Below are 22967 nucleotides of genomic sequence, written 5' to 3'. Positions count from 1 at the left end.
TCAGTTCACGTCCTCTCCGGCTGCGGGGCCCCCGGCGGCGGGATCCGCCGCCGGGTCCTCGCCGGGTCCGGCACCGGCCCCGGCGTCCGCCTCGCCCTCGGCCGCGCCGCCGTCCGCCTCGCCCTCCCCGCCCGGGGGGACGGTGACGGTGACGGTGGGCGTCGGGGTGGCCTTCGGCGCGGGCGGCAGGACCGTGTCGCGCGGGTCGTCACGGGGCGGCTGGACCACGACGCCGACGATGTCGAGCCGGGTGAAGGAGGCGTACGGCTCGACGTACACGGTGCGGGTGACGTCGCCGACCGGCTCGACCGACGAGACGACTCCTATCGGCACCCCGGGCACGAACGGCCGCGACTCGTTGGAGCCGAAGGTCACCAGCCGGTCGCCCTTCTCCACCTTCAGCTTGCCGTTGAGCAGTTCGACCTTCATCGGCCGGTCGCCCTGGCCGGTGGCGAAGCCCAGCTCGCTGGTCTTCTCCAGCCGGGTGCCGACGGTGAAGTCCGGGTCGTTGGCGAGCAGCACGGTGGCGGTGGACGGGCCGACGGTGGTGACGCGGCCGACGAGGCCGTCGCCGTTGAGCACGGTCATGTCCTGCTCCAGGCCGTCGCGGGAGCCGGCGTCGATGGTCACGGTCCAGGACAGGCCCTGGGCCGCTCCTATGGCGATGACCTGGGCGCCCTTGATGCCGTAGCGGCCGGCGCCCGCGGTGTTGAGGATCTTGTCCAGCTCGGCGGCGCGGGCGCGGTTGCGGTCGTCGCTGCCCAGTTGCTGCTTCAGTGCGGCGTTCTGCCGCTGCAGCTCGGCGATCTTGTCGTGCCTGTCCCCCGACTCGCGGACCGCCTCGATCGCGTTGCCCACCGGGTCGACCACCGTGGCGACGCCGTTCTCGACGGGCCCCAACGCGGCCGCGGCCCCCCGCTTCGTGGCGTCCAGGGGAGAGTCGTCCCCGCCCCGGATGTCGACCGTGATCAGCGCGAACGAGATGGTGATGAGCAGCAGGAGCAGGACCCGGCTCTCTCGTGTGTCCCTCACGTGCTTCCGAAGCGCCTTCCTGGGTGTCCCGGCGGTGGGGTACGGACTTGGGGGTGGCTAGCGACGGGGCTGCGCGTCCAGCACCTGCTGCAGCGCCTCGAACTCCTCGACGCACTTGCCGGAGCCGAGCGCGACGGAGTCGAGCGGCTCCTCGGCGAGGTGGATCGGCATCCCCGTCTCGTGCCGCAGCCGCTCGTCGAGGCCGGCCAGCAGCGCGCCGCCCCCGGTGAGCACGATGCCGCGGTCCATGATGTCGCCGGACAGCTCCGGCGGGCACTTGTCGAGCGTCGTCTTGACCGCGTCGACGATCGCGTTGAGCGGCTCCTCCATGGCCTTGCGCACCTCGGCGGAGGAGATCACGACCGTCTTCGGCAGCCCGCTGACCAGGTCGCGGCCGCGGATCTCGGTGTGCTCGTCGCGGTCGGTGTCGTACGCGGAGCCGATGGTGATCTTGATGTTCTCGGCGGTGCGCTCGCCGAGCAGGAGGCTGTACTCCTTCTTGATGTGCTGGATGATCGCGTTGTCCAGTTCGTCCCCGGCGACCCGGATGGACTGCGCCGTGACGATGCCGCCGAGGGAGATCACCGCGACCTCGGTGGTGCCGCCGCCGATGTCCACGACCATGTTCCCCGTCGCCTCGTGGACCGGGAGGCCGGAGCCGATGGCCGCCGCCATGGGCTCCTCGATGATGTGCACCTGGCGCGCGCCCGCCTGGGTCGAAGCCTCGATGACGGCGCGGCGCTCGACTCCCGTGATGCCGGAGGGGACGCAGACGACGACGCGCGGGCGGGCGAGGTAGCGGCGCTTGTGGATCTTCAGGATGAAGTAGCGCAGCATCCGCTCGGTGATCTCGAAGTCGGCGATGACGCCGTCCTTCAGCGGGCGCACCGCCACGATGTTGCCCGGGGTGCGGCCGATCATCTTCTTCGCCTCGGCGCCGACCGCGAGGATGCCGCCCGTGTTGGTGTTGATGGCCACGACCGACGGCTCGTTCAGGACGATGCCCCGGCCTCTGACGTACACCAGCGTGTTGGCGGTCCCAAGGTCGACGGCCATGTCACGGCCGATGAAAGACATGCTATTCGCCATGGGATACGTCTGGCCTTCCAAGGTGATGGCGGACGGGGGTCGGCAGCAGGGCGACGCGCGCTACGGCCCGTGGGGGCCATCGTAGTCTCGCGAGGTCGCGGAGGGAGCGAGGGTGTCGCAGTCAATACGGCACCGTGTCGGTTGCCCTTTCCCACTTTTCGCTTGCACATGCCAAGAGGCGACCGAATGATCCGGTCGCCTCTCCGGGGCGCGTGTCGGCGGCCGACCTGCGGGGACGTCAGGCGAGGTCGGGGAAGAACAGCTTCAGCTCACGCGCGGCGGATTCCTCGGAGTCCGAGGCGTGCACGAGGTTCTCACGGACGATAGTGCCGAAGTCGCCGCGGATGCTGCCGGGCGCGGCGGCGATCGGGTCGGTGGGCCCGGACAGGGTACGGATTCCCTCGATGACCCGGTCGCCCTCGACCACGAGCGCGACGACGGGCCCCGAGGCCATGAACTCCACCAGGGGCTCGTAGAACGGGCGGCCCACGTGCTCCGCGTAGTGCTGCTCCAGGATCGAGCGGTCGAGGGTGCGCAGCTCGAGCGCGGCGATCGACCAGTCGGCCTTCCGCTCGATCCGGCCGATGATCTCGCCGACCAGCCCGCGGCGTACCGCGTCGGGCTTGAGGAGGACGAGCGTGCGCTGGCTCATGTACGGCTCCTGGCAGTGCGTTGCTGGATTCGGGGGAATCCGACCTTACCCGGCCCCCCGCGGGCGCCCGCACGCGTCCCGGCCTCCGGCGGCCGGGCGGCTACGCGGGCGCGCCGCCGGTCTGCTCGGCCGGGGCGCCGCCGGTCTGCTCCGCGGCGGCGCGGGCCGCCTTGGCCTCGTCGACGATCCGGCCGTAGTGCACCGACGCCCACCACAGGGCGGCGAAGACCGCGCCCAGGAAGAACATCGACGGCACCACGAAGCCGGAGGCGATCAGCGCGATCTGCAGCCCCCAGCCGACCTGCACGGCGCCGGGGCGCCCGAGCATGCCGCAGAGCAGCACGCACAGCACCATGGCGGCGCCGCTGACCCCCCAGATCGTGCCGTTCGACAGGTCGGACTGCTGCATCGCGACGAGACCCGTCAGGCCGACGACCAGGATCTCGCCGATCAGCGTGCTCGCACAGAGCGTGCGCATCGCTCGCCCCTCTACTTCGTTCCAGCGGTGGTGACCGAACCGTGGACCGGCCCGCCGGTACCGGCGCATCCGTCCACGGCCAGAATAGTGCCCCGCTACTTCGCGCCCAGCAGCAGCCGGGCCTCTCCGGCGGTGATGACGGAGCCGGTGACCAGCACGCCCGCGCCGGCGTACTCGTCCTCCTCCTCCGCCAGCGTGATGGCCGCCTCCAGGGCGTCGTCCAGGCGCGGCTCGACCTGGACCCGCTCGCTGCCGAAGACCTCGACGGCGATGGCCGCCAGCTCGTCCGGGTCCATGGCGCGGGTGGTCGAGTTCCGGGTGACGACGACCTCGGAGAAGATCGGCTCGAACGCCTCCAGGACGCCGCGCACGTCCTTCTCCTTGCTGGTGCCGACGACGCCGACCAGCCGGCTGAAGTTGAACGCCTCCTGCACGCCCGCGGCGGTGGCCAGCGCGCCGGCCGGGTTGTGCGCGGCGTCGAGGATGACGGTGGGCGAGGTCCGTACGACCTCCAGGCGGCCCGGCGAGGTGACGGTGGCGAACGCGCGCCTGACGCTGTCGGCGTCGAGGCTGCGGGCGTGCTCGGAGCCGACGCCGAAGAACGCCTCGACGGCGGCGAGCGCGACCGCGGCGTTGTGCGCCATGTGCTCGCCGTGCAGCGGCAGGAACACCTCCGGGTACTCGCCGCCGAGGCCGCGCAGCGTCAGCAACTGCCCGCCGACCGCGACCTCCCGGCTCAGCACGCCGAACTCCATGCCCTCGCGGGCCACCGTCGCGTCCATCTCGACGGCCCGCTTGAGGATGACCTGCGCGGCGTCGACGGGCTGCTGGGCCATGATCACGACGGTGCCCGTGCCGCCGCCGGGGGACGTCGCGGTCTTCTTGACGATCCCCGCCTTGTCCGCCGCGATGGCGCCCGGGGTGTCCCCCAGCAGCCGGCTGTGGTCGACGGCGATGGGGGTGATGACGGCGACGGAGGCGTCGATGACGTTGGTGCTGTCCCAGGTGCCGCCGAGGCCGACCTCGACGACCGCCACGTCGACCGGGGCCTCGGCGAACGCGGCGAAGGCCATCGCGGTGAGCATCTCGAAGAACGACAGCGGGTGCTCCTGCCGGGCGTCGACCAGCTCCGCGTACGGCTTCAGCTCGCGGTACGTCTCCACGAACCGCTCCGCGTCGATCGGCGCCCCGTCCAGGCCGATCCGCTCGGTGATCGACTGCAGGTGCGGGCTGGTGAAGCGGCCCGTGCGCAGGTCGCACGCCACCAGCAGGGCCTCGATCATGCGGGCCGTGGAGGACTTGCCGTTCGTGCCCGTCAGATGGATCGAGGGGTAGGCCCGCTGCGGCTCGCCGAGGATGTCGAGCAGCGCCTTGATGCGCTCCAGCGACGGGTCGATGCGCGTCTCCGGCCAGCGCGCCAGCAGCTCCGCCTCGGCCTCGCGCAGCGCGCGCGCCACCTCGGGGTCGGCGGGCACCGCGGGCACGCCGTCGCCGCCGGGCGGGCCGCCCTGCGCGCGCAGCGTACGGCTGCCGGCCTCGATGACGGCGAGGTCGGGATCGCGGTCGGTCTCCGTACCGACGATCTCCTCGAAGGCGTCGTCTTCCGGGGTGTCCGGGGTGTCCGGGCTGCGGGGGGTCTCGTCCGGGTCGGGACCAGCGGGTTCTTCGCGGGCGCTCACGGTGCCAGTCTAGGGTCCGGCTACGACAGTCCCCCGACCGGCGGGTGAACGAGACAGCAGCTCCGGATCGCACGTTCGACACAGGAGGCCACCGCGTGTCCCCCAACGACCCCCCGAACGGTGCGGGGCGCCGCCCGCGCACCGTGTTCGCGATGAGCCCCGACGTCCTGCCGCGGCTCTTCGACACGGCGACGCGGGACCGGCTCGCCGGGCTCGCCGACCTCGAACCCGGCCTGGCCGCCGCGGACTTCACCGAGCCCCGGGCGGCCGCGGCGCTGGCCGGCGCGGAGGTGCTGGTCACCTGCTGGGGCTGCCCGCCGCTGGACGAGGCGGCGCTCGCCGCCGCGCCGGAGCTGCGCGCCGTCGTGCACGCCGCGGGGTCCGTCAAGCACCACGTCACCGAGGCGGTGTGGCGGCGCGGGATCGCGGTCTCCTCGGCGGCCTGGGCGAACGCGCTGCCGGTGGCGGAGTACACCGTCGCGGCGGTGCTCTTCGCCAACAAGCGGGTGCTGGAGGTACGGGAGGAGTACCGGCGGCGGCGCGGCCCGTACGACTGGTACGCGGACCACCCGGGCGCCGGCAACTACCGGCGCACCGTCGGCATCGTCGGCGCCTCCATGATCGGGCGGCGGGTGCTGGAGCTGCTGCGCCCGTACGACCTGTCGGCGCTCGTCCACGACCCGTACGCGGACGACGGCGAGCTGCGCGCCCTCGGCGCCACCCCCGTCGGGCTCGACGAGCTGTGCGCCACCGCGGACGTCGTCTCCGTCCACGCGCCGGCGCTGCCGGGCACCCGGCATCTGATCAGCCGCGCCCGGCTGGCGTCGATGCGGGACGGTGCCACGCTCGTCAACACCGCGCGCGGCTCGCTGGTGGACCAGGAGGCGCTGACGGAGGAGCTGGTCGCGGGGCGGCTGCACGCCGTGGTGGACGTGACCGAGCCGGAGTTCCTGCCGGCCGGCTCGCCGCTGTACGAGCTGCCGAACGTGCTGCTGACGCCGCACGTCGCGGGGTCGCTGGCGGGCGAGCTGCCGCGGCTGGGCCGGGCGGCGGCCGACGAACTGGCCCGCTACGCCGCGGGGTTGCCCTTCGCGCACCCGGTGCGGCCGGAGACCCTGGGCCACAGCGCGTAGCCGCGGCGCGCTGCCGTACGGCAGCGGGCCCGGGGCGGGCGCCCCGGGCCCGTGCGCGTACGCGCTACGCCTGCGGCAGGCCCTCCAACTGGGCGCCGATGCGGACGATGTCCTCCTCGGCCTTCGCGAGCCTGGTACGGATCTTGGCGACGACCGGCTCCGGCGCCTTGGCGAGGAAGCCCTCGTTCCCGAGCTTGGCCTCCGCCTGCGTCTTCTCCTTCTCGGCCGCGGCCAGGTCCTTCGCCAGCCGCTTGCGCTCGGCCGCCACGTCGATCGTCCCGGACAGGTCCAGCGCGACCGCCGCCCCCGCCACCGGCAGCGACGCGGTGGCGGCGAAGGAGTCGCCCTCCGGCTGGAGGCGCAGCAGTTGCCGCATGGCTGCCTCGTGGGCGTCGAGTCCTGCGCCGGACAGCTCCACCCGGGCGGGCACCCGCTGGCCCGGCTGCAGGCCCTGGTCGGCGCGGAAGCGGCGGACCTCGGTGACGACCTCCTGGAGCCTCACGATCTCCGCCTCGGCCGCCGCGTCCCGGAAGCCGTGGTCCGCGGGCCAGTCGGCGATCACGAGGGACTCGCGGCCCGTCAGTGTCGTCCACAGCGTCTCGGTGACGAAGGGGATCACCGGGTGCAGCAGCCGCAGCGTGACGTCCAGGACCTCGCCGAGGACGCGGCGCGAGGCGTCGGCGGCGGGGCCGCCGGCCGCGAACGTGGTCTTGGACAGCTCCACGTACCAGTCGAAGACCTCGTCCCAGGCGAAGTGGAACAGCACGTCGGAGAGCTTCGCGAACTGGTAGTCGTCGTAGAGCGCGTCGACCTCGGCGACGACGGCGCCGAGCCGGGAGAGGATCCAGCGGTCCGTGGTGGACAGCTCGTCCCCGGCGGGCAGCGGGCCCTCGACCGTGGCGCCGTTCATCAGCGCGAAGCGCGTGGCATTCCACACCTTGTTCGCGAAGTTGCGCGAGCCCTGCACCCAGTCCTCGCCGATCGGCACGTCCGTGCCGGGGTTGGCACCGCGGGCGAGGGTGAACCGGACGGCGTCGGCCCCGTACTTGTCCATCCACTCCAGCGGATTGACGACGTTGCCGAAGGTCTTGGACATCTTCTTGCCGAACTCGTCGCGCACCATGCCGTGCAGCGCGATCGTGCGGAACGGGATCTCGCCGTCCATCGCGTACAGCCCGAACATCATCATCCGGGCGACCCAGAAGAAGAGGATGTCGTACCCCGTGACCATGACGGCGTTCGGATAGAACCTCGCCAGGCTCTCCGTCTCCTCCGGCCAGCCCAGCGTGGAGAAGGGCCACAGGCCGGACGAGAACCAGGTGTCCAGCACGTCGCTGTCCTGGGTCCAGCCCTCGCCGCTCGGCGGCTCCTCGTCCGGGCCGACGCACACCAGCTCGCCGTCCGGCCCGTGCCAGACGGGGATGCGGTGGCCCCACCAGAGCTGGCGGGAGATGCACCAGTCGTTGAGGTGGTCGACCCAGCCGAAGTAGCGGGACTCCATCTCCTTCGGGTGGATGTCGACCCGGCCGTCGCGCACCGCGTCGCCCGCGGCCTTCGCCAGCGGGCCGACCTTGACCCACCACTGCATGGACAGCCGCGGCTCGATCGTGGTCTTGCAGCGGGAGCAGTGGCCCACCGAGTGCGTGTACGGCCGCTTCTCGGCCACGATCCGGCCGTCGGCGCGCAGCGCGGCGACGATCGCCGACCGGGCCTCCAGCCGGTCCAGGCCCTGGAACGGGCCGTGGGCGGTGATGACCGCGTGCTCGTCCATGATCGTGAGCATCGGCAGGTCGTGCCGGCGGCCGATCTCGAAGTCGTTCGGGTCGTGCGCCGGGGTCACCTTCACGGCGCCGGTGCCGAACTCGGGGTCCACGTGCTCGTCGGCGAGGACGGGGATGCGGCGGCCGGTGAGCGGCAGCACGATCTCCGTGCCGACGAGGTGGCGGTAACGCTCGTCGTCCGGGTGGACGGCGACGGCGGTGTCGCCGAGCATCGTCTCGGCGCGGGTGGTGGCCACGACGATGGACTGCTCGCCCTCCCCGTAGCGGATGGAGACCAGCTCGCCGTCGTCGTCCTGGTACTCCACCTCGATGTCGGAGATCGCGGTGAGGCAGCGCGGGCACCAGTTGATGATGCGCTCGGCGCGGTAGATCAACTCGTCGTCGAACAGCCGCTTGAAGATGGTCTGGACGGCGCGGGACAGGCCCTCGTCCATGGTGAAGCGGTCGCGGCTCCAGTCCACGCCGTCGCCGAGGCGGCGCATCTGGCCGGCGATCTGCCCGCCGGACTCCGCCTTCCACTTCCACACCCGCTCGACGAACGCCTCGCGGCCCAGATCGTGCCGCGACAGACCCTCCTTGGCCAGCTCGCGCTCCACCACGTTCTGCGTGGCGATGCCGGCGTGGTCCATGCCGGGCTGCCACAGCGTCTCGTACCCCTGCATGCGCTTCCGGCGGGTGAGCGCGTCGATCAGCGTGTGCTCGAAGGCGTGGCCGAGATGCAGGCTTCCCGTGACGTTCGGCGGGGGGATGACGATCGCGAACGGAGGCTTGTCGCTCTTGGCGTCCGCCGCGAAGTAACCGCGCTCTACCCAGCCCTCGTACAGCGAGGTCTCGACCTCGCCGGGCGTGTACTGCGTGGGGAGTTCTGCTGCGCTGCTCTGCGGGTTCTTTGCGTCGGTCACGACGGTCAGTGTAAAGCCGCGTCACGCCCCGCTGCGAACCACTTGTGGACGGGCTGCGTCCTTGTGGACAACCGCGCCTCCGCCGATCCAGACCCGAGGCAGCGCAACACGGCGCGATCCGACAGTATGGGCGGAGCAGCATTAACTCACGGAGGGGACCGTAATGAGTCACAACCAGCCGCCGCCACCCGGACCGTACGGGGGTGGAGGGCAGCAGCCGGGCCCGTACGGGCAGCCCGGTCCCTACGGCCAGCCCCCGCAGCAGCCCGCACAGTCGCCCTACGCCCAGCCGACCCAGCCGGCCCAGGGCGGCCAGCCGGGCCAGCCCGGCTACGGCTACCCGCAGCAGGGCGGTGACCAGGGCTACGGGCAGCAGCAACAGCAACAGCCCGGCGGGTACGGGCAGCCCGGGGGTTACGGCCAGCAGCAGCAGTACGGACAGCAGCAGCAGGCGGGCCCGTACGGGCAGCAGCAGCCCGGGTACGGCCAGGCCCCGCCGCCCCCGCCCCCCGGCGGCAAGAACAAGACCCTCTTCGTCGTCGTCGGCGCGGTGGTCGCGGTCGCGCTGATAGCGGTGGCCGCGTTCTTCCTCATCGGTGGCGACGACGACGATGACGGCAAGAAGGACGAGTCGAAGAACTCGCAGACCGACGGGGACAAGCAGGACGACGGGGACGGCGGCGACAGCGGGGACGACCCGCCGGCCGACGACGGCAAGAAGTACAAGCTGACGACGCCCGACACGGTCGCCACCGAGTACCAGAAGGACGACTCCGCCCCCGGCGGCGGGCTCAACTCCAGCGACGTCGACCAGCTCGAGGGCATGGGGATCTCCGACCCGAAGGACGTCGGCGCCGGCTACACGGCGGGGGACAGCGCCACGGCCAAGATCCTCCAGTTCCAGGGCGTCTACGGCGAGGTCTCCGACCCGGACTTGGTCCTGGACGCGTTCTTCGCGTACATGGCCAAGGAGGCCGCCGCCGACCCGTCCGCGGGCGGGGGCGACACGGCGGAGCTGGTCGGCAGCCCGGAGGAGGTCAACCCCGACGGGCTGGAGGAGGGCGCTTCGATGAAGTGCCAGTACGTGAAGTTCTCCAGCGACGACGCCGGCGCACCGGTCGACAGCTTCAACTTCCCGACCTGCGCCTGGGCCGACAGCAGCACCATCGGCTACATCGCCATGACCGACCCGACGCTGATCATCACCGGCGGCGAGACGAGCATCGACGAGGCCGCGACCACCACCGCGGAGGTCCGCAACGACGTCCGCGTGCCGCTCGGCTGAGCCGCGGGGCACACGCGAAGGGGCCGCCCGGTGGGCGGCCCCTTTTCGTGTCGGGTGCTGCGTCCGGCTCGTACGGGACGTACCGGCCGGAGACGGCGTACGGCTCAGGCGCTCTCCTGGTGGCGCTGCTCCGGCTCGGCGGCGCGGGAGCGCGGCACCAGCGTCGGGTTGACGTTGGAGTGGACCGCCTCCTCCGTGATGACCACGCGGGCGACGTCCTTGCGCGACGGCACCTCGTACATCACGGACTGCAGCACCTCCTCCATGATGGCGCGCAGTCCGCGGGCGCCGGTGCCGCGGAGGATGGCCTGGTCGGCGATGGCCTCCAGCGCCGGACGGTCGAAGTCCAGCTCGACGCCGTCGAGTTCGAAGAGGCGCTGGTACTGCTTGACGAGCGCGTTCCGCGGTTCGACGAGGATCTTCAGCAGGGCGGCCCGGTCCAGGTTGTGCACGCTGGTGATGACCGGCAGCCGCCCGATGAACTCGGGGATCATGCCGTACTTCACCAGGTCCTCGGGCATGACCTCCTGGAACGGGTCCTCGTTCGCCAGCTCGCGCTTGGAGCGGATGGTGGCGCCGAAGCCGATGCCCTTGGCGCCCGCCCGGGACTCGATGAGCTTCTCCAGCCCGGCGAAGGCGCCGCCGACGATGAACAGCACGTTCGTCGTGTCGATCTGGATGAACTCCTGGTGCGGGTGCTTCCTGCCGCCCTGCGGGGGCACGGAGGCCGTGGTGCCCTCCAGGATCTTCAGCAGCGCCTGCTGCACGCCCTCGCCGGAGACGTCACGGGTGATCGACGGGTTCTCACTCTTGCGTGCGACCTTGTCGATCTCGTCGATGTAGATGATGCCGGTCTCGGCCTTCTTGACGTCGTAGTCGGCGGCCTGGATCAGCTTCAGCAGGATGTTCTCGACGTCCTCGCCCACGTACCCCGCCTCGGTGAGGGCGGTGGCGTCGGCGATGGCGAAGGGGACGTTGAGCATCCGGGCCAGGGTCTGCGCGAGCAGCGTCTTGCCGGAACCGGTGGGGCCGAGCAGCAGGATGTTCGACTTCGACAGCTCGATGCCGTCCTCGCGGTTCTGCGCCGCGGCGCCGTTCTCACCGGCCTGGACCCGCTTGTAGTGGTTGTAGACCGCTACGGAGAGGGCCTTCTTGGCGGCCTCCTGGCCGACGACGTAGCCCTCCAGGAACTCGTAGATCTCGCGGGGCTTGGGCAGTTCCTCCCAGCGCACCTCGGAGCTCTCCGCCAGCTCCTCTTCGATGATCTCGTTACAGAGGTCGATGCACTCGTCGCAGATGTAGACACCGGGTCCTGCGATGAGCTTCTTGACCTGCTTCTGGCTCTTTCCGCAGAACGAGCATTTGAGCAGATCGCCGCCGTCACCGATGCGTGCCACGAGGTGCTTCCCCTTCGCCTGGGATCCGCTCTTGGGGGGCGGAACCTGGTTGCGTATCGACGGTACCTTGCCCGGAGCCCCGAGCGGTCCCCTTGAGCCCAACTCACTGGTTCGCTTCCCAGGGGACCGCTCCACGGGCGGCCCTGTCCAGAGGACAAGGGCCCGGACGTCAGGTCCGGCGCCGCGGATACGGAGCCGGGAGCCGGCCGCGAGCCGTCAGCCGCCGATGCCGGCGGACAGCTTGCGGGTGGAGACGATCTGGTCGATCAGCCCGTACTCGAGGGACTCCTCGGCGGTGAGGATCTTGTCCCGCTCGATGTCGTCACGGACCTTCTCGATCGGCGTCGTCGAGTGCTTGGCCAGCATCTCTTCGAGCTGGTTACGCATCCGGAAGATCTCCTTCGCGGCGATCTCCAGGTCGGAGACCTGGCCGCGGCCGGTCTCGGTGTACGGCTGGTGGATGAGGATGCGCGCGTTCGGCAGGGCCATGCGCTTGCCCTCGGTGCCGGCGGCCAGCAGCACGGCGGCGGCCGAGGCGGCCTGGCCCATGCAGACGGTCTGGATGTCCGGCTTGACGAACTGCATCGTGTCGTAAATGGCGGTGAGCGCCGTGAAGGAGCCGCCGGGGCTGTTGATGTAGACCGAGATGTCCCGGTCGGGGTCCATCGACTCCAGGCACAGGAGCTGGGCCATCACGTCGTTCGCCGAGGCGTCGTCGATCTGCACGCCGAGGAAGATGACGCGCTCCTCGAAGAGCTTCGCGTACGGGTCGTACTCACGGATGCCCTGCGAGGTGCGCTCGACGAAGCGGGGGATGACGTAGCGGGACTCGGCGCCCAGCGAACGACGGGCGTCGGTGCCTGCGGCCTCGTCGGCCATGCGGTCGTAGAGACCGCGTCCGGGGAAGTTCTGCATCGTGGTGTTCCGTCCTGGTGGCAGTGCGGCTGTGAAGGGCTGCGCGGGCTGGTGCGGGGTCGCTGGCCGGGTGCCGGGACCTCAGGCGCCGGTGCCGCCGCCGCCCGGGATGCCCGAGGCCGACGGCATGACTTCGTCGATCAGGCCGTACTCCTTGGCCTCCTCCGCGGAGAACCAGCGGTCGCGGTCGGAGTCGTGGGTGACCTGCTCGACGGTCTGGCCGGTGTGCAGCGAGGTGAGCTCCGCCATCTTCTTCTTGGTGCGGATGAGCTGCTCGGCGTGGATCTTGATGTCCGTCGCGGAGCCGGCCAGGCCGGCGGACGGCTGGTGGATCAGGATCTCGGCGTTCGGCAGCGCGAAGCGCTTGCCGGGGGTGCCGGCGCTGAGCAGGAACTGGCCCATGGAGGCGGCGAGGCCGAGGGCGATGGTGACGATGTCGTTCTTGATGAACTGCATCGTGTCGTAGATCGCCATGCCGGCGGTCACGGAGCCGCCCGGGCTGTTGATGTAGAGGTTGATGTCCTTGTCCGGGTCGGCGGCGAGGAGGAGGAGCTGCGCCGTGATCTTGTTGGCGATGTCGTCGTCGACCGGCTGGCCGAGGAAGATGATGCGCTCGTTGAGCAGCCGGTTGTAGACCTGGTCGCCAAGGCCGCCGAAGGACGGCTCGCCCGGGCCGGAAAGCATCGGGTTCGTCACGTGTCCACCTGCTCATTCTGTGACGGCCGCCTGAGGCCGTCTGACTGTACGTTCCTGAGTTGCCTGACTTGCTTATGGACCCTAACGCGCAGGTAGGCGGCGGCCATCCCGGTTCCGGAACTGTTCGCTGTGAGCGCAGGCCCCCTGCGGGGTGCCCCGCGGGCGGCACGGCGGGCCGGCCGGCACCGGGACGGCCCGTATCCGCCGCCCCGGGGCGCCGTACGCCGGATGCCCTGCGGGCGGCGCTGCGGGAAGGCACGGGGTCCGGCCGCCGGCCGTGGCGGGTGGGCCGACACGCCCGGCCGGGATCGGCGAGCGGCCGGGGCCCTGCGCCGCCACGGCGCGGGCGCCCTGCGGGCCGCGCCGCGGGCCGGCAGACGAGGTCGGGGCTCTGCCCGGCTGCCAGGTGCGGGAGCGTACGACCCGCTCCCCGCGGCACCCCGCCCCGCGAAGCGCGCGTAGGCGACGAGGTGCAGGTGCGGCTCTGCCGAGCACGGGCGGCATTCCGGTACCGGACGGTCCCGGCCGCCGGCCGGTGGGTGCACGGTCGTCAGGGGCATCCCTCCCGGCCGGACAGGAGGCCGGGCCGTGCGCCCTGCGGGCCGGGGGCGGCAGACCAGGACCGGACGGTTCTGCCCGGGTGCCTGGTGCCGGTGCACGGGGCGGGCCCCGGCGTGGTCGCGCGGGGCCCGCATTCCTGGAGGGCGGGTCAGGCTTCTGCCTTCTCCGGCTTCTCCTCCGTCGCCTCGGCGTCCGACACGTCCGCGGCGTCCGCCGGGGTGTCGTCCGACGTGGCCTCTACCGTCTCCGCGGTCTCGTCCTCGTCCGAGAGGTCCACCGGGTCGCCGTTCGTGTCCTTGATCGTCGCGGCTTCCACCACGACCGCCAGGGCCTTGCCGCGGGCGACCTCGCCGACCAGGACCGGGACCTGGCCGCCCTCGACGACCGCCTGGGCGAACTGGTCCGGGCTCATGCCCGAGGACTGGGCGCGGCGCATCAGGTGCTCGGTCAGCTCTTCCTGGCCGACGTTCACCTGCTCCTTGCCCACCAGCTCGTCGAGGACGAACTGCGTGCGGATGCCGCGCTCCGCCTGCTCCTTGAGCTCGGTCTCGAACTCCTCGGCGGTCTTCTCCTGGAGCTTCAGGTAGCCCTCCAGGTCCATGCCCATCTGCGCCAACTGGTGGTTCTCCAGGTTGTGCCGGCGGGTGGAGATCTCCTCCTCCAGCAGCTTCTCCGGCACCGGGATCTCCACCAGGCCGAGCAGCTCGTCCAGCACCTTCTCCTGGGCCTGCTGAGCCTGGTCGTAGCGCTTCATCTGCTCCAGCCGCTTGCGGCTGTCCGCCCGCATCTCCTCCAGCGTGTCGAACTCGCTGGCCATCTGGGCGAATTCGTCGTCCAGCTCCGGCAGCTCGCGCTCGGCGACCTGCGTGACGTCGACCTTGACCTGCGCCTCCTGGCCCGCCGCGGAGCCGCCCTTCAGCTCCGAGGCGAAGGTCGCGGAGCCGCCGGCCTCCAGGCCCGTGACGGCCTCGTCGATGCCGTCGAGCAGCTCGCCGGAGCCGATCGTGTACGTGACGCCGCTCGCGACGCCGTCGTCCAGCACCTCGCCGTCGACGCTCGCCTCCAGGTCGATGGTGACGACGTCGCCCTCCGCCGCGGCCCGCTCCACCGGCGTGGTGGAGGCGAAGCGCTCGCGGAGCTGCTCGACCGACTTGTCGACGTCCTCGTCGGGCACCTCGATGGCGTCGACCTCGACGCTGATGCCGGAGTAGTCCGGGATCTCGAACTCGGGGCGGATGTCGACCTCGGCGGTGAAGGTCAGCGTCTCGTTGTCCTTCAGCTCCGTGATGTCGACCTCGGGCCGGCCCAGCGGCTTGAGGTCGCCCTCGTTGACGGCGTCCTCGTAGAGCTTCGGCAGCGCGTCGTTGACGGCCTCCTCAAGGACGGCGCCGCGACCGAACCGCTGGTCGATGATGCGGGCCGGGATCTTGCCCTTGCGGAAGCCCGGCACGGTGACCTGCTGGTTGATCTTCTTGTACGCCGCGTCGAGGCTGGGCTTGAGCTCCTCGAAGGGCACCTCGACAGTGAGCCGAACCCGGGTCGGGTTCAGGGTCTCCACGGCGCTCTTCACGGTCGGTCTCCTTGGGATGGCGTCTGGGAAGTGCTGTACTTCTTCTGGACTTCTTGTGGCTGCGTCCGGCTTCCGGCAGAAGCGTGGAGCGGCCCGGTCCAGGCACGCAGGAACGCAGCTTGCATAGTACCGGTGCCGGGTCCGCTCCCCATAAAGGGACCTTCGTCACGAAGGTCCCCGCGCGGTCGGGGTGGCCGGATTCGAACCGACGACCTTCCGCTCCCAAAGCGGACGCGCTACCAAGCTGCGCCACACCCCGCATGTGCGAGCAGTAGGGTACATGGCCCCGCAGCCGCGGCGCGGCGGATTACGTCCCTGGTGACGCCGTACGCGGCCCGCGCCCGGCCGGGTTCCTGACCCGTACGCGACAGGTGGCGGCACACGCGCGTGTGCGGCGGCCCGCCGCCCGGAGGCATAGCGGCGTGCGGGACCGGGGGCGCAGCGGCTACGATGCTGGGCGTGCCACCCGCCGCGGGTGGCGCCTGCGGGTGTAGCTCAATGGTAGAGCTCCAGCCTTCCAAGCTGGCTACGCGGGTTCGATTCCCGTCACCCGCTCCGCGAGACGGCCGGGGCCCTGACCGCGCCGCGTCCTCCGGGACGTGCGCGGGCCGGGGCCCCGGCCGTTGTCGTGTGCGCGGCGGCCGGGTCGCCCCGGTGGCACCGTCAGGTGCCGATGTCGCTGATGCTCTGGCTTATTTCGTCGAGGGCGTCCTGGATGTCCGGTGCGGCGCTGGTGGACGCCAGGAAGAAGCCGAAGAGCACCGCAACGATCGCCGGGCCCACCTTGATCGAGCCGCCACGGATCAGCACGACCAGGATGATCCCCATCAGCAGCACCAATGACAGTGAGATAGCCACGCCCTGATCACCCCTAGGTTCTCGTTCACCCACCCAGGGCACCCGCCGCCCGCACACCCCGGTGGATCCATCGTGCCACCAAGAGGTGCACGGGGGTGCGTGGGATGCCCAACTGGCTGATATCTCGCGCCCCTTACACCGATCTGCGCCCACGGCGCACGCGGAGCGCCGTACGCGGGACGCCGCACGACCTCCGCGCCGGTGGCGCGCCCATGCGGTCCATCCCCGGCGGGGGTCCCACGGAAACCGGAGCAGTGATTCCGAATTCCGTGTTCCAGGCGCACGGATATACGTAATAAGCGGTACGCGGACGGGCGTTCCCCCGCTCGGAATTCCCCATTCTGACCACCCGCGGGCATCCGGATCCGGCCGAAAACTGATCACCGGACACACCGAAGTTTCGTACCTCTATGTCCGGTTCATTCAGGACAAAACTGGCATACGGTGATGCTCGCTGACCGCACCGTCTGTCTCCATGTCTATGAAATTCCCGACGCTGACTTCGAATTTACGGGCCCGACACTCGGACGCTAAGGTGCCGACGATGTTCCGATCCCCCCTCGACCCCAACCCGCCGGTGCGGTTCCGGGTTCCGCCGCCGGACTCGTACCTGGAGGCTTCGTGACCCACCTGCCGCAGACCGCGGCTCGTCCGGCCGGCGACTCCGGCAAGCCGAAGACCCGCGACCCTTTCTTCGACAACGCAAAGTACCTGGCCATCGTGCTGGTCGCACTCGGCCACGCGTGGGAGCCGCTGCGCGACGACAGCCGCGCCGCGTCCGCGCTCTACATGCTCGTCTACTCGTTCCACATGCCGGCGTTCATCCTCATCTCCGGCTATATGTCACGCTCGTTCGACCTCGGCCGCCCGGGGCGCGTGCAGCGGCTGGTCACCGGCGTCCTCGTGCCGTACGTGATCTTCGAGACCGCCTACACGTTCTTCAACCGCTGGGCGGGCGACGTCCCCGGCTACCGCATCAGCATCCTCGATCCGTGGTATCTGACGTGGTTCCTCATCGCGCTGTTCGTCTGGCGGATGACGACACCGCTGTGGAAGGCGGTGCGCTGGCCGGTGCCGCTGGCCCTGCTCATCGCCATCGCCGCGTCCATGAGCGACACCGTCGGCAACGACCTCGACCTGCAGCGCGTGCTGCAGTTCATGCCGTTCTTCGTCCTCGGCCTGGTGCTCAAACCGGAGCACTTCGACCTGGTGCGCAGGCGCGAGGTCCGGCTGCTGTCCGTGCCCGTGGGCCTGATGGCCGCGGTCGTCGCGTACTGGGCGGTGCCGCGGATGAACGCCGGGTGGTTCTACCACCGCGACTCCGCACAGGAGATGGGCGCGCCGATCTGGGCGGGCCCGGTGATGACGTTCGCGATGTTCGGCTGCGCGCTGGTGCTCACGGCGTGCTTCCTGGCCTGGGTGCCGCGGCGCACGATGTGGTTCACCGTGCTGGGCGCCGGCACGCTGTACGGCTACCTGCTGCACGGGTTCCTCGCCAAGGGCTCGCGCTTCTGGGGCTGGTACGACAACGACTTCGCGCACACGCCGCTGGGCGCCATCGCCGTGACGGCGATCGCGGCCGTGATCGTCACGGTGCTGTGCACCCCGCCGGTGCGGCAGATGTTCCGGTGGGCCATGGAGCCGAAGATGAACTGGCTGTTCAAGTCCGACGACGGTGCGGGGCGCCGCGGCTCGCCGCGCTCGGAGCCGGCGGCGGCGGAGCACGCCCCCGAGCCGGAGCGGGCGGGCGCCGCCCGCTGAGTCCCGTACGGCACGCGGCCCGGGCCGCCCCTCCTCACGGAAGGGCGCCCCGGGCCGCTCTCGTTCCCGGCCACCGGCTCGTACGGGCCGCGCCCCCGCCCGTACGGCGGCGGCCCCTCAGCCCGCGGGCTCCGCCCGCCGCAGCGCCGCGCGGGCCGGCAGCACGGTGCCCAGCAGCCCCAGCCCCACGGCCCCCGCCGTGAACGCGGCGACCGTCAGCGGCGGCAGGTACGGATCCCCGCCGGTGATCCCGCGGACCATCGGCACCAGCGTCGCCGCGGCGATCGCCCCGCCCAGCACCAGGCCCGCGACCCCGACGAGCAGTCCCTCCCAGCGGATCATGCCCAGCACCTGGCGCCGGGTGGAGCCGATCAGCCGCAGCATCCCCAGCTCGCGGCGCCGGTCCAGCACGGTCATGACGAGGGTGTTGAGCGCGGCGATGGCGGCGAAGCCGCCGAGCACCCCGGCCATGGTGAAGTTCGCCCAGCGGTTGAGGCTGCGGTCGAGGTCCTGCTGCTGCGCGTAGCCGGCCGCGTCGGCCACCGCGGTGCCGGCCCCGCCCAGGGCGCCGAGGCCGGTGGCACGGCCGCCGCTGACCAGCAGGTCCGTGTCGTACCCGGCGGAGACGTGCCCGGCCAGCGCCGCGCGGTCGAGCGTCACCTGGGCGAGCCCGAGGCCGCGCCCGTACGTGGCCACCACCTCGGCCTTCTCCGACGTGCCGTCCGGCAGCCGCAGTTCGACGCGCTCACCGACCCCGGCGCCCGCGGAGCGGGCCAGGTTCTCGTCGAGCGCCACCGTGCCGGGTTCCGGCAGCCGGTCCAGGGCACCGTCGAGGACGTCGAGGTCCTGGACGCGGGTGAGCCCGTCGCCGGAGACGCCCTGCGCCGTCGCGCCCTGCAGCCACCGGTCGCCCCCGCCGCCGACCGGCACCAGCACCTCCGTGCGCAGCACGCCCACCGCCGCGTCCACCCCGGGCTGCCGCGCCGCGCGCTCGGCGGCGTCGGCGGGCAGCCCCCCGGGGTGGGTGACGACGTGGTCGGCGGTGACGCCGGCGCGCTGCTGGGCCGCGGTGGCGTGGTCCTCGCTGGTGTGCATGAAGACCAGCACCGAGGCGAAGGCCGTCGCCAGCACGATCGGCGTGATCGCGGAGGCCAGCCTGCGGGCGTTCGTACGGGAGTTGGCGGCGGCCAGCTCCGCGCTGGCGTCGCCGGCGCGCAGCGGCAGGCCGAACAGCCCGGCGGCCAGCCGCGCGATCAGCGGGCCCAGAAGGGCGACGGCGAGCATGAAGAGCATCACGACGCCGAGCGCCGCCTCGGCCGCGTCGTCCCCGGCGGAGCGGGCGGCGACGCCGCTGAGCAGGATGCCGCCGGTGACGGCGCCGAGCCCGAGGACGGTACGGACGATCCCGGGGCGCAGCCGCTCCACGGACGCCTCCGTGAGCGCCTGGCCGGGCTTGGTCCTCGCGGGCCTGCGCGCGGCCGCCCAGCCCGCGACCAGCGCGCTGAGCAGCGCCGTGCCCACGGCTACGGAGAGCGGGATGAAGGAGACGTGCAGGTCGACGGCGGCCGGCACGGCGCCGCGGTCCTTGAGCTGGCCGAACCACCAGGAGGCGAGCCCGATGCCGGGCAGCAGCCCGGCGAGCCCGGCGACCGGTGCGACGAGCAGCGCCTCGGCGGCCACGGAGCGGCGGATCTGCCGCGGGGTGGCGCCGATGGCCCGGAGCAGGGCGAACTCGCGCTTGCGCTGCGCCACGGAGAGCGCGACCGTGCCCGCGGCGGTGAAGACGGCGACGGTGGCGGCGATGCCGCCGAACGAGCCGCCGAGCCCGGTCAGCAGCTCCTCGGCCCCGGCGACCCCGGTGTCCTCGACGCCCCCGCGCCCGTCCCCGGTGTGCACCTCGGCCCGGTCCCCCACGGCGCCGCGCACGGCGTCGGCGAGCTGCCCGGCGCCGACCCCCTCGGCGGCCAGCACGGCGACGGCGTCGAAGCGCCCCGGATGCCCGGCTGCCCGGGCGGCGGCGTCGTCGGCGAGGTACGCGGCGGCAGAAGTCCGCGCCGACGAAGTCTGCGCGGAGGAGGGCTGCGCCGACGAAGTCTGCGCGGAGGAGGGCTGCGCCGACGAAGTCTGGGCCGAGGAGGACTGCGCCGGCGAAGTCTGGGCCGAGGAGGACTGCGCCGGCGAAGTCTGGGCCGAGGAGGACTGCGCCGGCGAAGTCTGGGCCGAGGAGGACTGCGCCGGCGGGGCCGCGATGCCGGAGACGCGGAACTCCTGCCGTCCCGACGGGAGTACGAGCGCGACGGTGTCCCCCACGTCCGCGCCCGCCGCGCGGGCCGTCGCGCGGTCCAGGACCACCTCGCCGGCCCCCGGTGCCGAGCCCGCCGTGAGCGCGGTGCCGGTGAAGGCGTGGGAGCCCCAGCCCTGCGCGGTGAGCGCGGAGCCGTCCGGCGCGTCCTCCCCGGCCGCCAGCCGGGTCGGGAACGTGACGTCGGGGACAGCCGCCGCGACGCCCTCCGCGGACGCGACCCGCTCCGCCAGCTCCGCCAGCACCCGGGCCCGGTCCGGCACCTGCTCCGAGGCGTCGTACGCGCCGTCGCCGCTGCCCACGGTCATGTGCGCCCGCTGGTCCGCGGCCACCACCACCGGCGCGTGCGCGTACCGCTCCGGCGGCACCGAGGCCCGTACGCCCGTCTCCAGCAGGATCCCGCAGGCCGACACGATCAGCGCCGCCATCATCAGCGCGACGAACGTCCCGGCGAAGCCCGCCGGCCGGAACCGGAGCGCGGCCCGCGCCAGCCCGTTCGTACGCGCCCGCACCCCCGCCCCGGGCGGTCCGCCGCTCACGCCGCCGGCTCCGCCGCGCGGGACGCGCCCCGCGGGTCCAGCGTCGTCATCCGGGCCGCGACCTGCTCCGCCGTCGGCCGCTGAAGGCTGCCGGCCAGCGCACCGTCGGCGAGGAACAGCGCCACGTCCGCGTACGAAGCGGCCACCGGGTCGTGCGTGACCATGACCACCGTTGCACCCAGCCTGTCGACCGCGTGCCGCAGCAGCGCCAGGATCTCCGCCGCCGTGCGGGTGTCCAGCGCCCCCGTCGGCTCGTCCGCGAAGATCACGTCCGGCCTGGTGACCAGCGCGCGGGCGATCGCCACCCGCTGCTGCTGGCCGCCGGACAGCTCGGCGGGGCGCCGCCTGCCGTGCGCCGTGAGGCCGACCTGCGCCAGCACCTCCGCCGCCCGCGCGTGGTCGGCGCGCAGCCCGGCGAGCCGCATGGGCAGCAGGACGTTCTGCGAGACGGTGAGCGACGGCAGCAGGTTGAACGCCTGGAAGACGAACCCGAGGCGGCTGCGGCGCAGTTCGGTGAGCTTGTTCTCGCCGAGCCGCGTCAGCTCCGTACCGCCGAGGAGCACCGAGCCCGCGGTGGGCCGGTCGAGGCCCGCGGCGCACTGCAGGAGCGTGGACTTGCCGGATCCCGAGGGGCCCATGACGGCGGTGTACGTGCCCCGGGGGAGGGCGAGGTCGATGCCGCGCAGCGCGTGCACGGCGCCGGCGCCGCGGCCGTAGCGCCGTTGCACGCCGCGCAGTTCGACGGCGTGGCCGGGGGCGGCGGGCGCCCCGTGGTCCTGCCGCTCTCCCCTGGTCCGCAGCCGCATGTCGTCCGCCCTTCGTCCGTGCCGTTGTCCGTGGCGCCGCCAGGGCGGGCGCCCTGGTCATCGTGGGTTCGACGCTACGGAGCGGGGGCGCGCCGGGCCATGGCGGCTGCTGGCGGACCCGGGGTGGGGTTAACCCGAGGTGGCGGCGGTGGTCCGGCCGCGGACGAGCGGGGAAAGCGCGCCCGGCGGATTAATTGCCAGGGCAACAATGAGGTAAAGTAAGTAAAGGGCTCAGGTCCCGGAACGGCCGTCCCCACGACCCCGGGAGGAACCCATCGGACACGCAGACACCCTGATTGCCATGGGCGGCGCCTTCATGGCGGCCGCCATCCTCGCCCGAATCGGCAGCCGCATCGGGCTGCCCACCATCCCGCTCTTCATCCTCGCCGGCATCCTGCTCGGCCCGAACACCCCCGGCATCGTGCTGGTCAAGGACCCGCACGACTTGGAGATGCTCACCGCTCTGGGCCTCGTCCTGCTGCTGTTCTACCTCGGTCTCGAATTCCACATGGACGACCTCAAGTCGGGCGGTCGCCGCATGGCCGTCGCGGGCGGCATCTATCTGCTGCTCAACGTGGGCGCGGGACTCGGCTTCGGCTTCGCGCTCGGCTGGGGCACGTCCGAGGCGCTGGTGCTCGCCGGTGTGCTCGGCATCTCCTCGTCCGCGATCGTCACGAAGATCCTCGTCGACCTCGGCCGGATCGGGAACGGCGAGACCAAGCCCATCCTCGGCATCATCGTGATCGAGGACATCTTCCTCGCCATCTACCTGGCCGTGCTGCAGCCCGTCCTGTCCGGCGCGGAGGGCCCCGGCGAGGCCGTCCTGCAGGCCGGCAAGGCGATGGCCTTCCTGCTCGTCCTGGCCACGATCGCGCGCTTCGGCACCAAGGTCATCGGCCGGCTCTTCGACACCCGCGACAACGAGTTGCTCGTCATCTCCTTCCTCGGCGCGGCGGTGCTGGTCGCGGGGATCTCGGAGTGGTTCGGGGTGGCGGACGCCATCGGCGCGTTCATGGTCGGCCTGATGCTCGGCAGTACGACGTCCGCGGAGCGGATCCGTACGCTCGTGCACCCGTTGCGGGACGCCTTCGGCGCCATCTTCTTCTTCGGCTTCGGGCTCTCGATCGACCCGGGCGACCTGCCCTCGGTCGCGGCCCCGGTGGCCCTCGCGGTGCTGCTGACGATCGTGATGAACGTAACCGCGGGGCTCGCCGCCGCGAAGCTGTACGGGTTCGGGGCGCTGCCCGCCTCGAACATCGCGCTGACGCTGCTGGCCCGCGGCGAGTTCGCGCTGATCCTGGCCACGATGGCGGCCACGGCCGGGCTCGACCGGCGGCTGTCGCCGTTCATCGCCGGGTACGTGCTGGTGCTCGCCGTGCTCGCACCGCTGGCGGCGGGGCGGTCGCACTGGCTGGCCCGCTTCCTGCCCGGGGGCAAACCGCCCGGGGGCGGGGCGGTACTGGAACCCGAGCCGGAGCCGGCCGGGGCCAAGTGACCGCGGGGACCGGGGCGTACGCGCGCGACGGCGACG

17 protein-coding genes, 2 tRNA genes and 1 pseudogene are annotated in these 22967 nt (G+C 72.1%); 5 read left to right on the top strand and 15 right to left on the bottom strand.

Going from position 1 to position 22967, the window contains the following annotated elements:
• The 5 genes from mreC to ACFYVJ_RS25360 form a co-directional block, all read right to left on the bottom strand.
• Positions 1-1032: a rod shape-determining protein MreC gene (mreC, locus tag ACFYVJ_RS25380; RefSeq protein ID WP_388895642.1), complete on the bottom strand. Its 1032-nt coding sequence runs from the start codon at positions 1030-1032 to the stop codon at positions 1-3.
• Between the two features lie 57 nt (positions 1033-1089).
• On the bottom strand, positions 1090-2109 hold the full coding sequence (locus ACFYVJ_RS25375) for a rod shape-determining protein (RefSeq protein ID WP_047019910.1): 1020 nt from the start codon (positions 2107-2109) through the stop codon (positions 1090-1092).
• A gap of 250 nt (positions 2110-2359) precedes the next feature.
• Complete coding sequence (gene ndk / locus ACFYVJ_RS25370; RefSeq protein ID WP_388895638.1) at positions 2360-2773, bottom strand: nucleoside-diphosphate kinase; 414 nt, start codon at positions 2771-2773, stop codon at positions 2360-2362.
• Positions 2774-2873: 100 nt separating this feature from the next.
• Complete coding sequence (locus ACFYVJ_RS25365; protein ID WP_388895635.1) at positions 2874-3251, bottom strand: DUF4233 domain-containing protein; 378 nt, start codon at positions 3249-3251, stop codon at positions 2874-2876.
• Positions 3252-3346: 95 nt separating this feature from the next.
• A complete protein-coding gene (locus ACFYVJ_RS25360) occupies positions 3347-4930 on the bottom strand; it encodes a bifunctional folylpolyglutamate synthase/dihydrofolate synthase (protein ID WP_388895632.1) in 1584 nt (527 codons plus the stop codon).
• A 152-nt stretch (positions 4931-5082) separates the two neighbouring features.
• On the opposite strand from ACFYVJ_RS25360, the gene ACFYVJ_RS25355 reads away from it, so the two are divergent.
• A complete protein-coding gene (locus ACFYVJ_RS25355) occupies positions 5083-6063 on the top strand; it encodes a hydroxyacid dehydrogenase (RefSeq protein ID WP_388895771.1) in 981 nt (326 codons plus the stop codon).
• Between the two features lie 64 nt (positions 6064-6127).
• Here the strand turns inward: ACFYVJ_RS25355 and ACFYVJ_RS25350 are convergent, their stop codons facing one another.
• A complete protein-coding gene (locus tag ACFYVJ_RS25350) occupies positions 6128-8746 on the bottom strand; it encodes a valine--tRNA ligase (protein WP_388895629.1) in 2619 nt (872 codons plus the stop codon).
• Between the two features lie 163 nt (positions 8747-8909).
• Between ACFYVJ_RS25350 and ACFYVJ_RS25345 the strand changes: the two genes are divergently transcribed.
• Entirely contained in the window at positions 8910-10031 is a 1122-nt protein-coding gene (locus ACFYVJ_RS25345) for a hypothetical protein (protein ID WP_388895626.1), read from the top strand.
• 104 nt (positions 10032-10135) lie between these two features.
• Here the strand turns inward: ACFYVJ_RS25345 and clpX are convergent, their stop codons facing one another.
• From clpX to ACFYVJ_RS25320, 5 genes are all read right to left on the bottom strand, one after another.
• Positions 10136-11428 (bottom strand): ATP-dependent Clp protease ATP-binding subunit ClpX, encoded by a 1293-nt coding sequence (gene clpX, locus ACFYVJ_RS25340; protein ID WP_047015791.1) that lies wholly within the window; start codon positions 11426-11428, stop codon positions 10136-10138.
• 216 nt (positions 11429-11644) lie between these two features.
• On the bottom strand, positions 11645-12343 hold the full coding sequence (locus ACFYVJ_RS25335) for an ATP-dependent Clp protease proteolytic subunit (protein ID WP_388895622.1): 699 nt from the start codon (positions 12341-12343) through the stop codon (positions 11645-11647).
• 81 nt (positions 12344-12424) lie between these two features.
• Complete coding sequence (locus tag ACFYVJ_RS25330) at positions 12425-13027, bottom strand: ATP-dependent Clp protease proteolytic subunit (RefSeq protein WP_107086199.1); 603 nt, start codon at positions 13025-13027, stop codon at positions 12425-12427.
• Between the two features lie 721 nt (positions 13028-13748).
• Positions 13749-15170 (bottom strand): trigger factor, encoded by a 1422-nt coding sequence (gene tig / locus ACFYVJ_RS25325; protein ID WP_388895619.1) that lies wholly within the window; start codon positions 15168-15170, stop codon positions 13749-13751.
• A gap of 185 nt (positions 15171-15355) precedes the next feature.
• A tRNA-Pro gene (locus ACFYVJ_RS25320) sits at positions 15356-15429 on the bottom strand.
• A gap of 225 nt (positions 15430-15654) precedes the next feature.
• Between ACFYVJ_RS25320 and ACFYVJ_RS25315 the strand changes: the two genes are divergently transcribed.
• Positions 15655-15725 (top strand) — tRNA-Gly (locus ACFYVJ_RS25315).
• Between the two features lie 108 nt (positions 15726-15833).
• Here the strand turns inward: ACFYVJ_RS25315 and ACFYVJ_RS25310 are convergent.
• Positions 15834-16028: a hypothetical protein gene (locus ACFYVJ_RS25310; RefSeq protein WP_018834270.1), complete on the bottom strand. Its 195-nt coding sequence runs from the start codon at positions 16026-16028 to the stop codon at positions 15834-15836.
• A gap of 621 nt (positions 16029-16649) precedes the next feature.
• On the opposite strand from ACFYVJ_RS25310, the gene ACFYVJ_RS25305 reads away from it, so the two are divergent.
• Positions 16650-17789 (top strand): acyltransferase family protein, encoded by a 1140-nt coding sequence (locus ACFYVJ_RS25305; RefSeq protein ID WP_388895616.1) that lies wholly within the window; start codon positions 16650-16652, stop codon positions 17787-17789.
• Positions 17790-17906: 117 nt separating this feature from the next.
• On the opposite strand, the gene ACFYVJ_RS25300 is transcribed toward ACFYVJ_RS25305, so the two are convergent.
• The 3 genes and pseudogenes from ACFYVJ_RS25300 to ACFYVJ_RS25290 form a co-directional block, all read right to left on the bottom strand.
• Positions 17907-19685, bottom strand: coding sequence for an FtsX-like permease family protein (locus ACFYVJ_RS25300; protein ID WP_388895768.1), 1779 nt, complete (start codon positions 19683-19685; stop codon positions 17907-17909).
• 199 nt (positions 19686-19884) lie between these two features.
• Positions 19885-20205: pseudogene (locus ACFYVJ_RS25295) on the bottom strand (hypothetical protein); the annotation flags it as partial.
• Between the two features lie 421 nt (positions 20206-20626).
• Complete coding sequence (locus ACFYVJ_RS25290) at positions 20627-21436, bottom strand: ABC transporter ATP-binding protein (RefSeq protein ID WP_388895613.1); 810 nt, start codon at positions 21434-21436, stop codon at positions 20627-20629.
• A 301-nt stretch (positions 21437-21737) separates the two neighbouring features.
• Between ACFYVJ_RS25290 and ACFYVJ_RS25285 the strand changes: the two genes are divergently transcribed.
• Positions 21738-22931 carry a cation:proton antiporter gene (locus ACFYVJ_RS25285; protein WP_388895610.1) on the top strand — a complete coding sequence of 398 codons (1194 nt, stop codon included), beginning with the start codon at positions 21738-21740 and terminating at the stop codon, positions 22929-22931.
• Positions 22932-22967 lie beyond the last annotated feature (36 nt).

Origin of the sequence: Streptomyces sp. NPDC004134, from assembly GCF_042874195.1 — a bacterium.
Lineage (GTDB): Bacteria > Actinomycetota > Actinomycetes > Streptomycetales > Streptomycetaceae > Streptomyces.
The sequence above is the reverse complement of the archived record's forward strand: the minus strand, read 5'-3'. Positions and strand labels throughout refer to the sequence as shown.

Excerpts from the sequence above, each read along its gene's own strand:
- ACFYVJ_RS25375 (WP_047019910.1), bottom strand. The coding sequence starts at position 2,109 with ATGTCTTTCATCGGCCGTGACATGGCCGTCGACCTTGGGACCGCCAAC.
- ndk (WP_388895638.1), bottom strand. The coding sequence starts at position 2,773 with ATGAGCCAGCGCACGCTCGTCCTCCTCAAGCCCGACGCGGTACGCCGC.
- ACFYVJ_RS25365 (WP_388895635.1), bottom strand. The coding sequence starts at position 3,251 with ATGCGCACGCTCTGTGCGAGCACGCTGATCGGCGAGATCCTGGTCGTC.
- ACFYVJ_RS25355 (WP_388895771.1), top strand. The coding sequence starts at position 5,083 with ATGAGCCCCGACGTCCTGCCGCGGCTCTTCGACACGGCGACGCGGGAC.
- ACFYVJ_RS25345 (WP_388895626.1), top strand. The coding sequence starts at position 8,910 with ATGAGTCACAACCAGCCGCCGCCACCCGGACCGTACGGGGGTGGAGGG.
- ACFYVJ_RS25335 (WP_388895622.1), bottom strand. The coding sequence starts at position 12,343 with ATGCAGAACTTCCCCGGACGCGGTCTCTACGACCGCATGGCCGACGAG.
- ACFYVJ_RS25330 (WP_107086199.1), bottom strand. The coding sequence starts at position 13,027 with ATGCTTTCCGGCCCGGGCGAGCCGTCCTTCGGCGGCCTTGGCGACCAG.
- ACFYVJ_RS25290 (WP_388895613.1), bottom strand. The coding sequence starts at position 21,436 with ATGCGGCTGCGGACCAGGGGAGAGCGGCAGGACCACGGGGCGCCCGCC.
- ACFYVJ_RS25285 (WP_388895610.1), top strand. The coding sequence starts at position 21,738 with ATGGGCGGCGCCTTCATGGCGGCCGCCATCCTCGCCCGAATCGGCAGC.